This is a genomic window from Nocardia sp. NPDC047648, assembly GCF_040642815.1.
Taxonomy (GTDB): domain Bacteria; phylum Actinomycetota; class Actinomycetes; order Mycobacteriales; family Mycobacteriaceae; genus Nocardia; species Nocardia gamkensis.
In genome coordinates this window covers 286,778-298,948 of record NZ_JBEYSX010000008.1, presented here as the reverse complement: position 1 = coordinate 298,948, position 12,171 = coordinate 286,778, and the positions used below count along the sequence as shown (strand labels likewise).

The following is a 12,171-nucleotide window of genomic DNA, read 5'->3' as shown; positions in this document are numbered from 1 at the left end:
CGACAAGGATCCGATCATGGCCCCGCTCACCCGTGCGGCGAGAGGCGTCTTCGCCATCGCGCCAACACCTTTCGACGAGGAAGGCGCGGTGGACTTCGACTCACTGCACCGACTCGTCGATTTCTACGAGTCGGCCGGCGTCACCGGGATCACCCTGCTCGGCCAGATGGGCGAAGCGCCCAAGTTGTCCCACGACGAGGCGACGAAGATCGTGTGCCGAGTCCTGCGCAGGACTCGACTTCCGGTGATCGTTGGAGTCTCCGCTCCGGGCTACGCGGCAATGCGCGCGCTCACCGCCGATGTCATGTCAGCGGGAGCAGCAGGCGTCATGGTCGCACCGCCCAATACGTTGCGCACCGACGACCAGATCGTGGGCTACTACCAGGGCGCCGCGGCCGCGCTCGGTGACTCGGTGCCCCTTGTCGTGCAGGACTACCCCTTGTCGTTCTCGGTCGTCATGAGCGCCTCGGTCATCGCCCGTATCGCTCGCGCCGTGCCCAGCTGCGTCATGCTCAAGCATGAGGACTGGCCGGGGCTGGAGAAGATCAGCGCACTGCGTCACCTCGAAACCGAGGGTGAAATGCCCCGGATCTCGATCCTGTGCGGAAACGGCGGACTGTTCCTCGATTTCGAGACCGAGCGCGGGGCAGACGGCGCCATGACCGGATATTGCTTTCCGGAAATGCTCGTGGATGTGGTCGGTCATGCCGCCGCCGGCCGTTTCGAGGAAAGCCATGACATCTTCGATACGCATCTACCGCTGCTGCGGTACGAACAGCAGCCGGGTGTCGGCCTGGCGGTGCGCAAGTACGTCATGAAGCGGCGCGGACTTCTCGCCTCCGATGCCCAGCGCACACCCCGAATCCTGCTGTCGAGCCGGGCGCGGTCGGAAATCGACGCTCTGCTCGCCCGCCTCGCTCGCCGCGACGGACGAGCGATTCTGGTCGAGTGACTCGCTCGCGCCACGCCAGCGGCCGAGGCGGACAGCGGTAGCTTCATCCGATGCGACTGCGCCAATTGGAGTACTTTCTCGCCGTCTGGGAAAGCGGGTCTTTCAGCGCCGCCGCCGCACGGCTGTATGTCTCGCAGCCGTCGTTGTCCCAGCAGATCCGGTCGTTGGAGAAGGAACTCGGTGCGCAACTGCTCGAACGCGGGCGCCACGGCCTCGTCCTCACTCCCGCGGGACGGGTCTTCCTGCCCCGAGCCGAGCGCGTGTTGCAGGGTGCCGGGGAAGCGGCGGACGCCGTGCGCCAGGTGGTCGAGGGGCGAAGCGGCGACGTGCACGTAGTGACCGTGCGGTCGATCGCCTCCGGCATCCTGCCCCCGAGCGCCGTGCGCTGGCACTCACTCTTCCCGACGGCTGTTCTTCGGGTGCACGACTTCTCCCATCGCCGTGCCCTGGAGGAAGCAGTACGCAACGGGCAGGGCGATCTCGCGGTCGGCCCGCGGCCCGAACTATGGGAAGGGCCGGTCGTATCCCTCGGTTACGAGGAGATGGTGCTGGTCGGCCCGATGGGGCGGGACACGGGTTCCCGGGTGGAACCCGACGAACTCGCCGCTGCCGACTGGATCCTGTACGAGCCCGAGCAAGGCATGAGCGAGATCGTCGACCGGACGGCCACCACCCTCGGATTCACTCCGCGCGCCGTAGCCCGTACCGGGCAGGTGACCGCCGCGCTGCTGTTCGCGATGGAGGGCTTAGGAGTAGCACTGGTGCCCAACAACGCCGTCCCTGGCGGCTGGGTACAGCACACCAGAAGGATCGGCCCCGGCGTCTACCGTGAGATCGTCGCCTACAGCCGCAGCGCGCCGACCCAACTGGCGGAACGGTTCCGAGACTTGCTCACCTCACTCGAGCTTCCTCTCACCGCGCCGACGGAGCTTCCGGAAGGAGCGTTGCGCTGCTAGAGAATTTCGCGTTGTCGCGGCTCCAGTTCGCCGCGCCCCGCGCACGCGGCGAGCACCTCTCACGCTTCGGCGATCATCCCGCAAGGCCTGCATGTTCGATGGAGGCGGCCGGCGGCCCCTTACGCCCGGCCGCTGTTGAGCCGAGCATGCGCCCATTCCTCGGCCGTCGAGGGTTTGCGCTGGTCCTCGCGCCGTGGGTCGGTGGTTTCGCTGGTGGCGGCGCCGCATGGACGTCCTGGACATCCGGCTGCATCGTCACCGTCCTCGGTGTCGCGGGGAACCTGCGGCCGAGTCCCTGGAGGCGTACGTTCGATATGCGGCAACGGCCCGGACCGGCCGCGGAGGCTGTTTCCGCTGGGACTCCGCAGACGAGCAGCGACGAGAACCGGGAGTCGATGGTGACGACTCGACGCACTGTGCAAGTACGCGGGATTCATGACCCATACGACGGCGCCCGCGGGGGGAGCGGCTCATGGTGACGTTGGACCGGTTGGCGAACGTGCTGGGTGGTTATGGGGTCCGTGTGCGGTTGGGTTCGGTTGCCCGGTCCACCCCATTACGCAGTGTGGTGATTCACGGAGCCGAGCATGACCCGACGGAAGCTGGCGATGTGCTGCTGGGGATCGGGGCGCGCTCGGTATCGGAAGTGATGGACTGGGCGGTGGCGGCGCGGGCTGTCGTCGTGCTCATCCGTGAGGGCGAGACCGACGATGAGTTGGAGATCGAGGGCGTCGCGGTGATGGTGATCGACCCCGCGGTGGCCTGGAGTGAGGTGGCCGCGGTGGTCTACGGGCTGGTGCTGGAAGGACGCGAGACCGAAGCCGGTCGCGGTCCGACCGATTTGTTCGCTTTGGCCGACAATCTGGCCGACGCGGTCGGGGGCGCGGTGACGATCGAGGACCGCCTGTCGCGGGTGCTGGCGTATTCCAGGCCGCAGCAGCCCGTCGATCCCGCGCGGGTGGAGACGATCCTGGGCCGGCAGATGCCACAGTGGCTGCGCGCGGTATTCGATGCGCACGGTGTCTTCGCACATTTGGCAGATTCGGCGGAACCGTTGTTCGTGCCTGCGCAGGCAGATCGCGCGATGACGGGACGGATGGTCGTGGCCGTGCGCGTGGGCCGCCAACTGCTGGGCTCGGTATGGGTGTCATGCCCTGCGCCGCTACACGGGGCTCGACACCAGGCGCTGACCGATGGCGCGCGCACGGTGGCCCTGCATCTCCTGCGGTCGCGGGCCAGCGCGGACCTGGAACGTCAGGTGGAATCCGAATTGGTGATCCGTCTACTGGAAGGCGCCGCGGACGCGGCGACGGTGGCCAGCAGGCTGGGATTGGCGCCGGAGGGTTTGCGGGTGCTCGCGCTGCGGGGTCGGATCGCAGATGAGCAGCACGCCGCGCTGCTGTTGATCTTCGAGCGAGCGACATCCGGATTCGGCTGGTCGCGTTCGAGCCGCAGCGCCTTGGTCGGTGACGCCATCTACACCGTGCTGCCCGCGGATCAGGCGTCGACGGCACGCCGCTGGATAAGCGAGCGTCAAGCGGCACTGCCCACCCGGATGACGGTGCTGGCCGGCATCAGCGGCGTTGCCCGGGCCACAGAATTGGCCTCGGCGCGGCAAGAGGCCGACGAATGCCTGGCGCTGCACGAGGCCCGGTCAACGGGTGCTGCGCCCCCCGCCTACGACGAGTCATGGGACGAAATCCTGCTCCAACGGTTGCGCACCGCAGGGCTTTCCGGGCGCGCCCCCACGCGGGGGCCGATTTCGGAGTTGCGGCGCCACGACCGCACGAACTCCACTCGGTATGTGGCGACGCTGCGCGCCTGGTTGCAGGCGCAAGGCGACCCGGCGGAGGCCGGTGCGCAACTGGGGGTGCACGAGAACACCGTCCGTAACCGGCTGCGCAAGATGGCCGAGGTGACCGACCTCGGATTGGACGACCCTCGCAAACGGCTCGCGATGATGATCGAACTCGCCGTCACCGACCACGCCTGACATACCCGCACTGTGCCATCGCCACAAATCCCGGTGCCTCGATTGTCGGATCAGCGCAACCGATCGCGTCGACCACGCGCCATCCTGGAGTTGAGCAAAAGCCCGAGAACGACCGAGACCCGGCCCGAGGGCCTGCGCGTCGTCAGGGGCGGCAGCGCCGACTCGGCCCGCCGCTGACGACACTTCCCCATCCCGGCACACATGCCGTAGCCAGGACCTCCCTACGGCCTGAGGAACCAGGCCTCGGAGGACACGAGGATCGGCCGGTGCAGCATGCGCCTTCCGATACCGGTACTAGCTGAAACGGAGTTGAACAGAATGAAGAACATGCGGGTGTGTGAGGTCATGCAAAGACCGATCGTCGCCGTGCGACACGACAAGACAGCACGCGAGGCGGCACTGATGCTCGCCGAACTGGGCTACGCGGCGTTGCCCGTCCTCGACCAGGACGAGCGCCTCATCGGAGTCCTCACCAGCGGTGACCTGTTGCGGGCCGGCGAACTCGAAGACAGCGTCCGCGCCGTGATGACCACACCCGCGGTGTCGGTGCCCGGCGGCGCGACCATGACCGAGGTCATCAGCGGACTGATGAAGCACGGACTGCGTAGTCTGCCCGTCGTCGATGCCGACGGCCGCGTGGTCGGGATGTTCAGCCGCGGAGACGCGTTACGAATCATGCTCACCCCCGACGACGCACTCGCGGCCGATGCGCAGAATCTGCTGGATCGATACACCGGCGCACGGCGCTGGCAGGTAACCGTCGAGGAAGGCGACGCCAGCGTCTCCGGCCGCTTCGCCGACGAATCCGAACGGCGCATCGCCGTCGCCCTGACCCGCACAGTGCCGGGTATCCGCACCGCGACCATCGCGACCGCCCTCGTGCACTGACGCCTCTTGCTGTTCCCGCTGGGGTGCGGCGGCCGGCTGATCCCGAGACGCGAGTGGAGAAATCGGACAAGTGGCGCCCCCGCACTTGTCGCGGACGGACAGGCGTAGCCATCGCGCGTTAACGATCCTGGGGTTGTCAGCGAATATTCCGACGGCGTGGAGGTGGTCATACAAGGGCCGCGGCAGGGCGGCCCATCGCTTCTCACCTGACCGCATCTCGAAACACAATTCCGAACCACCAGTCCTGGAGACCCGGATGACCCACGTACACGCTGTCTCACCCGAACGCCTTCCCGACCACCTACCGGCGCTGCGAGCCAGACTCGATAAGCAACGCCGCTTCCGCGTGCAGCAACTGGCCGAACTCGAAGACGAGATCGACCGCTCCGCCACGCCGACCGACGCCGCTGATACGGCCAGACATGAGGTGACCAAGAAACTGGCCGTGGCCGCACGACACGCGTTGGCCGACATCGAGGAAACCTTCACCCTCATCACCACAGGCCGCTACGGCCGCTGCCGCGGCTGCCACACCGAAATCCCCATCCACCTACTGCAAGCCATTCCCACGACGCAGTGGTGCCTGAATTGTCGGCGGCATCTGCCTGCCTCCGGCGGGTCCCGCCCGCCGCGCGGACAGCTGCCTCGATCAGCTTCCCGAGGAGATCGAGGTGAATTGTCGGCACCACGGGAAACCCTCGCATGCCGTTGACCGCGGAGATTCCGGGCATCTCGGATGCCCCACGGGAGCAGTCGATCTCCGCAGGAACGGGGAACCAGCAGGCGGGTCGTGCCGGACATCCGCGCTCACTCATCGAAAACAGCCGGCCAGGATTGATGACACCGATTGGTTGGATGTCGGGCTGGAGCGGCACGCGATGTGGGTGGGTACCGCCACGGTCCGAATGTGCGAGGGAGATCGTGTCCAGCGGCAGCCCGTACTCGTCGTCGTGGCGGGGCTCGTCGGAGAGCGCGTCCGGGGTGGTGGCTGTCTTGACCGGCCGAGTGTTCGACCCGTGTGACCGGTCCGCAGAGTTGCCGACGAGCTCGGGATACGGTGTGATCGACTCACCATCGCGTATCGGAGGTATCGAACGTTGGCCGCATTGGAATTGGGGTCAGTGTTCGCCGGATACACCATCGAACGCCTTCTCGGTGTCGGCGGCATGGGCGAGGTCTACGTCGCCCGACATCCACGGCTGCCTCGCTCCGACGCGGTGAAGGTGCTTGCCGCGCAGTTCACCCGCGATGACTCCTACCGCCGCCGCTTCGAGCGCGAGGCCGACCTCGCCGCATCCCTGTCGCATCCCGGCATCGTCAGCGTCCACGACCGTGGGGAATCCGACGGGCGATTGTGGATCGCGTTGGAGTTGATCGACGGCATCGATTTATCGGCGTCGCTCACCTCCTCGCCGGGCGGGTTGCCCGGCACCGACGTGGCACGTGCGATCACGGAGGTAGCCGATGCGCTCGACTACGCGGGTGCTCGGGGCTTGATCCATCGAGATGTGAAACCCGCCAACATTCTGCTCGCCAGGACCGGCCACTACCTGCTCACCGATTTCGGGATCGCACGAATGGGACCGGAGAACTCCGATCTCACCGGAACGGGCCTGACCCTCGGCACCATCGCGTACGCCTCCCCTGAGCAGATGCGGGGGCTGCCCGTCGATCCGCGATCCGACCAGTATTCGCTGGCCGCCACCGCCTTTCATCTGCTCACCGGCGCGCAGCCGTTCACCGGCACCAACCCCGTCGCGGTGATCATGGCTCACGCCCAGCAGCCCGTTCCCAGTGTGCGAGAGCATCGGCCCGATCTCGCGCCGCACGTAGATTCGGTGATCGGACGGGCGATGGCGAAGCGTCCGGAGCATCGCTTTCCCACCAGTAAGGACTTCGCGACCGCCCTCGGTCACGCTCTCGCCACGCCCGCCACGCCCGCCACGCCCGCGACGCACCGACAACCGTCAGCCACGGCGGCGGCGCCGGCCGCGGTGGCGGCCGACCGCTACGCAGCCACCGTCGTCCGACCGTCCCCTCTCGGCCCCGGACCGCATCATCCGGCCCCGCCGGGTCCCGTGGGAGCGCGATCACGAAACACTCGGCGCCGCAATACGCCTCGCCTCATCGGAGCAATGGTGATCACGGTGGCGCTGGTTGTCGTCGGCTTGCTGGGTGTCCGGGCATTCATGCACGACGCGGGTGCGGAGGAAGCCGCGCGGCTGCCTCGTCAACCCGTGACGCCGATTCTGCCGTCGCTCGACAAGCGCCCCGACACCGCGATCTGGACGTTGCAGGATATTCCAGGCCCTCCCGGCTCCCAGCCGAACGGTACCTCAGCGCTCGGCGGAGATTCCGACATCGTCATCTTCGGCCGCAAAGTCCGCCCGGCCGACGCGAACCGCGTCCAGTACCTCGACATAATCGATGCGAATACCGGCCGGCTCCGGGCCGGCACCGAGCCCATCGTGGTGGACACGAGCCAACGAAGCCTCAACCGCTGTGTCGTCAGCGCAGATCATTCGGCAGCCGCCTGTCACCTCGACAGTTCGTCGGTACCCTCCGATGCCGTGGTGGTCGTCGACCTCGAGGCGAGCCGGGTCATCGACACCTTTCCCGCTATCGGCCAGATCGAAAGCTTGACCGCCGCGGGTGGGCGTTTCGTCTTCGTGGACAGGGCGGATCCGTCTCAACCGCCATCACTGCGATCGATCGGTGAGGATGGCCGGGAACTCCCGGCGATCCGCTGGACCGATGCCGACCCGCGTCCGCGGTCGACGCAACCACTCCATTCGATCGAGGTCTTCGACTCGGTCCGGCTGGCCGTGGTCGAGTCCGCACCCGACCCGTCGGAACCGTTGTCGAAGTGGGAGTTTCGCGTGATCCGGCTCGAAGACGGCCAAGAGGTGTTCCGCCGCGACTCGGTCGAAGAGATCGGTGACGAGGACTGGAACGTCTTCATCGACGGATTCGTCGTCGCCGACGGCCGGTCACCGACCGGGATCTACGACCGGAACGGCACCAAGACAGCGGATCTACCGAAGGGCTGGCGTCCGAGCGAGCGCCCGACAACGCTGGTCGGGCCGGGGCCGACGGAGACTTCGGTGCCGACCGCCATTCAGACGCAGGGTAATAGAACGACCTACGCGGGGATCAGTCCACGCACCGGAACCATCTTGTGGCAGAAGCAGTCGTTCAGCGCCGACAACCGGCCGGAGCGACTCCTGTTGCGCGGCATCGGAACCCTGATCCTCACCTCCGATTCGGGCCGTGTGGTAGACGCCTATACCGGCGAGTATGTGATTCCCGGTTTCGTACCGAAGGGCACCCAGCTCGGCACCGACGGCAGCCGGATCGCCCTCAGCACCGACTCGGTCCATTCGGGCAACACACTCGCGGTGTGGAGCCGCGACGGCGAAGTCTGGAGGATCACCAGCGAGTACACACCCGTGGCGATCGGTGGCAAGGTCTACGTCGGAAACCTGAGGCTCTTCTGATCCTGTGAGGTGCCCGGCCGAACCTGCGCGTCGACCGGCAACCCTGCACGCCATACACCCTCGACCGTGCCCCCTGGCTCGGACGGTTGGCAACTTCCGATCGCGATGAATGAAGCCTCTGCGGGACACTCTGCGCCCCCAACGATTCAGCCCTCCAGGACGGGGTTGTTTCGACGGACGCTTGGCTATGATCGGACTGCCAAGACTATGCGAGCTTCAGCTCATCTCGAGGTAGGCGGGGGACCGATGGCGAGTAGCGAACACTCCCGACCCGCTCAAAGGCGACAAGCCAATGAGCGTGCGATCTACCGCCAGTTGCGCGAGCAAGATATGGCATTCGGTGACGCCACGCCCTCTCCTCATCAGTTGGTCGCGGTCGTTTTCGACAGCGACCTGTCGGCGACCGGCGACCTCACCAGAAGGATCCGCGTCATACTCCGCCTGGGCGATCTGCAAGGAGGGACGCCAGAATATCGTTGGCGTATTCCCCATCCGCCGCGCCGGCCGCCGTTCGCCCTCGACATTCGAGTACTGCCGAATCCTCTGGCCTATCGCATCGAGCAAGCAGAGATATCGACCGATGTCGCCTGCACTACCGTTGTTTTCGATCTGACGGACTGCGCGGCGGGAAGGATGATAGAGTTGGCATTCGGCTACTCGCTCGAGAATTCGATAGACATAACGCGCCGTGGTCTGTTCGCTACGAGTCATACATTCGTCTGGACATATACTTTCGTGTCTCGAACCAACTATTTCGAGACCAAACTCGGTTTTCCGAGAGGTGCGAGTCTGAGCGTCGACAGCAATGAAACTTCGCTCCATGCCTTCGAACGCACTGCGGAAATCGACGGGCGTGCGGTGTACTCGTACACGAGCTGGGAGCCGCGGCAAGGTCAGACAATCAGCGGCTGCGTGACGTACCGAATCTGGTCGTCGGCTATCGAGCCGGTCATCGCGATTGCGGGTGGCGCTGTCATCGCCATTCCTGCCGCATTCGCGACGAACGTGCTCACGGGCGTCATAACCTTCGGCCTTGCCGCGCTGGTTACCGGATTCGCCCAATCCATGATCGGCCGGCTGAAGTAAGTTTCACAAGTATTCCGGCCGTATCGGAAGTCGGCTACGATACCGGAGGGGTAGTATGCGAAATAGGGGATCTCGAGTATTCGATTGGAACTCCCTACCTGCCGGCTACGCGGCCCGATACGAGCACCTCAACGAGGAATACGGGAAACTCTATTCGACTTCCGCCGAACGGCTGATGACGATTTCGGGAATCTCTCGTGGTGATGTGGTCATCGATCTGGGCGCAGGCAGCGGCTTCTCGACCGAGATTCTGGCGGACAGGGTCGGGAGACGGGGTCATATTTTAGCCGTTGATCCGAGCATCCCGATGCTCGAGCGCGCACGCGAGAGAGCCTATCCATGCCCGATCACGTTCCATAGGGGTGAGGCGGAAAGCATCCACTCGATCGCAGAAAGGGAGGGGTTCCTCGGCTGTGACGCAATTTTCTCCAGTTTCACCTACTACTACACCTTTCACGACAGGCCGTCTCTCCACCGCGCCGTATTCGACGTCCTCAGAACTGGCGGTAGATGGGCATTCAACCTGACCAAGTATCTCGGTGAGATCAGAATCGCAGGAAAGGAGTACAATAAATTCGGCGAGATTTATGTCGACCGGCTCAAATCTACCGTTGCGCGTCATGGTATCGATCCCGGTATCCGGAACGACGAGTCGTCCGGTCAGTTCACGGATACGGCGTGGGAAGCGGCGGAGCTGCAAGCGGCCGGATTCGTCGACGTCGAGATCGAGGCCTGGCCATTGCCATTGACTCCTAGTCAAGCGTTTCGCTTCACGCTCGACGGTTTCTATAGTCATGGATCGCGAGTCACCTTTCTGCCGGCGCTGATGAATGTGCCGATCGGCAAACGCATCGCGCTCATGCGGGAAGCTCTTGCCGACTGCGCGGACGAGCTCGACTCCCACTCCGCCCCACATATAGCCAATGTCGTCGCCCGCCGTCCTGAACTGTCGCCGACGAATCGGTGGCGATCCGGCGAGTCTCCTCGGCGTTGAAGCCGACCGCGTGCACATACCGCGTGTGACCCGGATGGGTTGCCCGCCATGAGTCGATGGCACGCCTTTCGCCTCGGCCGAACTTCTCCGCACCATGACTGGTACAAGCCATGACGAGGTGCTGGGTTTGTCAGGCGCTGCGCAGCCGAATTCTTCGGGTCGCGTCGAGATGTCGGTCGACGGTGAACTGTGCGGTGGTGCCGACGATGGGGGGCGTGCCGGACCAGGACAGGCCGGACCAGAGGCCATCGAATGCGACGAAGTATTCGCGGTTGCTGGGGAAGACGTCGGTGATCTCGGCGGTGACTGCGGATCCGACGGGGTGGCGGTTCGTGGCGGCGCACCATTCGGACTCGCTCATGACGGGAAACCTGGTCGAGCTCGATCGGAAGGCGGGATCGAGAGGCCAGAGGCGAACCTGGCCGCGTGTGTGCTGGAGGACCTCGAACTCGGTCACTGTGCCGGCCGTCGGCCATTGGTCGGCGGAAAACGGCAGATTCAGGATGTCGACGAATCCGGTGGGCGGATGGCCCAAGTCGACGAACAGTCCGACGACGCCGGGTCGCGGGACCAGCGTGACCACTCCGGTGACATGGTCGCCGATCGGATAAAGGCTGTGAGCGGCGCTGAGTTCCTCTTCGAGTTGGGGGTCGGGTTCGATCATCGTTGGACTATTTCAACGATCACCTCTGCTCGTTGTCAACGGGTTCGCGACACCCTCTTCTGATCACTCCTACGTGGGTGGCCGAACATCCCTCGACCAATGGGCAAGTGTTCCGTACACGGCTCCGGCGGCCTTACGTTCGTGACGCGGTTCAGTCGTGACGTGTGGTGACCGCGGGCGGGGAGTATCAGCGTTCGTAGCCCGCCTGCGTCGGTGGGGTGGTCGCCGAGAGGGCGCGTAGATCGTCGAAGGCTTGGGACACATGCGCGTCCGAACTCTGTGCGGGGTTGTCGATCCAGGCTTGGACCGCGTGCTGATAGGCGGCCCAGCCGGTCCGGGCGGCTCGAAAGAAGACGGCACGCTGAACCCACTCCGGGATCGTTCTGCGTGTGAGCCGCCCCGGCCGCGCGAAGAGCTTGGCGACCTCGGGTTCTTCGCTGCACATCTCAGCGTCGAGTTCGGAGTTGAGGGAAGGGGGTGATGTCGGCCGGAGGCGGGCCAGCGAGGGGCGGACGGGCGCCTGCCAGGGCCGGTCGACCGGCACCGCGTAGGTCAGATCGGTAGCCCACGGATAGGTGCCGGGGCCGTCGCCGACGGCTTGTACCAGCGCTTTGGCGGGGTCGCCGTCGACGCCGAGTTCGACGATGCGGAACACACTCATCCCGCCCGCGACCAGGTGGATCAGGGAGCCTGTGCGGGGATTCGACGGGTCAGGCCGTTGGGCGGGGCTGCGGGAGGAGTCGGGTGAGGAGTTCCTCGACGCGGGTGCGGATTTCGTCGCGGATGGCGCGGACGGTGTCGAGGTCTTTGCCTGCGGGGTCGTCGAGTTTCCAGTCGTGGTAGTCGACGCCGGGGAAATAGGGGCAGGCGTCGCCGCAGCCCATGGTGATGACCACGGTGGAGGTCTCGACGGTGTCGGGGGTGAGGATTTTGGGGGCCTGGGTGGTGATGTCGATGCCGACTTCTCGCATGGCTTCGACTGCGGTGGGGTTGAGTTGCTCGGCGGGGGCGGAGCCTGCGGAGCGGACTTCGATGGCGTCGCCGCCGAGGTGGGTGAGGAAGGCCTGGGCCATTTGGGAGCGTCCGGCGTTGTGGACGCAGACGAACAGCACGCTGGGTTTGGGCGGCATTGCCGGAGAGG

General features: G+C 65.5%; 11 protein-coding genes. 8 read left to right on the top strand and 3 right to left on the bottom strand.

The features are described from left to right. Positions 1 to 16 precede the first annotated feature (16 nt). The 8 genes from ABZ803_RS19470 to ABZ803_RS19435 all read left to right on the top strand — a co-directional run bounded on the left by ABZ803_RS19470 (position 17) and on the right by ABZ803_RS19435 (position 10,366). Positions 17 to 952: a dihydrodipicolinate synthase family protein gene (locus ABZ803_RS19470; RefSeq protein ID WP_357039761.1), complete on the top strand. Its 936-nt coding sequence runs from the start codon at positions 17 to 19 to the stop codon at positions 950 to 952. Positions 953 to 1,002: 50 nt separating this feature from the next. Next, positions 1,003 to 1,908 carry a LysR family transcriptional regulator gene (locus tag ABZ803_RS19465; RefSeq protein WP_357039758.1) on the top strand — a complete coding sequence of 302 codons (906 nt, stop codon included), beginning with the start codon at positions 1,003 to 1,005 and terminating at the stop codon, positions 1,906 to 1,908. A 472-nt stretch (positions 1,909 to 2,380) separates the two neighbouring features. Next, entirely contained in the window at positions 2,381 to 3,901 is a 1,521-nt protein-coding gene (locus ABZ803_RS19460) for a helix-turn-helix domain-containing protein (protein WP_357039755.1), read from the top strand. A 345-nt stretch (positions 3,902 to 4,246) separates the two neighbouring features. Beyond that, positions 4,247 to 4,789 carry a CBS domain-containing protein gene (locus ABZ803_RS19455; protein ID WP_357039752.1) on the top strand — a complete coding sequence of 181 codons (543 nt, stop codon included), beginning with the start codon at positions 4,247 to 4,249 and terminating at the stop codon, positions 4,787 to 4,789. A 346-nt stretch (positions 4,790 to 5,135) separates the two neighbouring features. Further along, positions 5,136 to 5,501 carry a TraR/DksA C4-type zinc finger protein gene (locus ABZ803_RS19450; RefSeq protein WP_357039748.1) on the top strand — a complete coding sequence of 122 codons (366 nt, stop codon included), beginning with the start codon at positions 5,136 to 5,138 and terminating at the stop codon, positions 5,499 to 5,501. A 394-nt stretch (positions 5,502 to 5,895) separates the two neighbouring features. Further along, the gene (locus ABZ803_RS19445; protein ID WP_357039745.1) at positions 5,896 to 8,286 is read left to right on the top strand and encodes a serine/threonine-protein kinase; all 2,391 of its coding nucleotides are present in this window, start codon (positions 5,896 to 5,898) and stop codon (positions 8,284 to 8,286) included. Positions 8,287 to 8,532: 246 nt separating this feature from the next. Beyond that, entirely contained in the window at positions 8,533 to 9,372 is an 840-nt protein-coding gene (locus ABZ803_RS19440; RefSeq protein ID WP_357039742.1) for a hypothetical protein, read from the top strand. Positions 9,373 to 9,427: 55 nt separating this feature from the next. Continuing rightward, positions 9,428 to 10,366, top strand: a complete 939-nt coding sequence (locus tag ABZ803_RS19435) for a class I SAM-dependent methyltransferase (RefSeq protein WP_357039739.1) — start codon at positions 9,428 to 9,430, stop codon at positions 10,364 to 10,366. 130 nt (positions 10,367 to 10,496) lie between these two features. On the opposite strand, the gene ABZ803_RS19430 is transcribed toward ABZ803_RS19435, so the two are convergent. The 3 genes from ABZ803_RS19430 to ABZ803_RS19420 form a co-directional block, all read right to left on the bottom strand. After that, positions 10,497 to 11,030 (bottom strand): hypothetical protein, encoded by a 534-nt coding sequence (locus ABZ803_RS19430; RefSeq protein WP_357039736.1) that lies wholly within the window; start codon positions 11,028 to 11,030, stop codon positions 10,497 to 10,499. Between the two features lie 187 nt (positions 11,031 to 11,217). After that, positions 11,218 to 11,691 (bottom strand): hypothetical protein, encoded by a 474-nt coding sequence (locus ABZ803_RS19425; protein WP_357039733.1) that lies wholly within the window; start codon positions 11,689 to 11,691, stop codon positions 11,218 to 11,220. Positions 11,692 to 11,740: 49 nt separating this feature from the next. Continuing rightward, entirely contained in the window at positions 11,741 to 12,160 is a 420-nt protein-coding gene (locus ABZ803_RS19420; RefSeq protein ID WP_357039730.1) for an arsenate reductase ArsC, read from the bottom strand. Positions 12,161 to 12,171 lie beyond the last annotated feature (11 nt).

Coding starts and splice junctions, on each gene's coding strand:
- ABZ803_RS19435 (WP_357039739.1), top strand. CDS start 9,428: ATGCGAAATAGGGGATCTCGAGTATTCGATTGGAACTCCCTACCTGCC.
- ABZ803_RS19470 (WP_357039761.1), top strand. CDS start 17: ATGGCCCCGCTCACCCGTGCGGCGAGAGGCGTCTTCGCCATCGCGCCA.
- ABZ803_RS19460 (WP_357039755.1), top strand. CDS start 2,381: ATGGTGACGTTGGACCGGTTGGCGAACGTGCTGGGTGGTTATGGGGTC.
- ABZ803_RS19430 (WP_357039736.1), bottom strand. CDS start 11,030: ATGATCGAACCCGACCCCCAACTCGAAGAGGAACTCAGCGCCGCTCAC.
- ABZ803_RS19455 (WP_357039752.1), top strand. CDS start 4,247: ATGCAAAGACCGATCGTCGCCGTGCGACACGACAAGACAGCACGCGAG.
- ABZ803_RS19465 (WP_357039758.1), top strand. CDS start 1,003: ATGCGACTGCGCCAATTGGAGTACTTTCTCGCCGTCTGGGAAAGCGGG.
- ABZ803_RS19440 (WP_357039742.1), top strand. CDS start 8,533: ATGGCGAGTAGCGAACACTCCCGACCCGCTCAAAGGCGACAAGCCAAT.
- ABZ803_RS19420 (WP_357039730.1), bottom strand. CDS start 12,160: ATGCCGCCCAAACCCAGCGTGCTGTTCGTCTGCGTCCACAACGCCGGA.
- ABZ803_RS19425 (WP_357039733.1), bottom strand. CDS start 11,691: ATGAGTGTGTTCCGCATCGTCGAACTCGGCGTCGACGGCGACCCCGCC.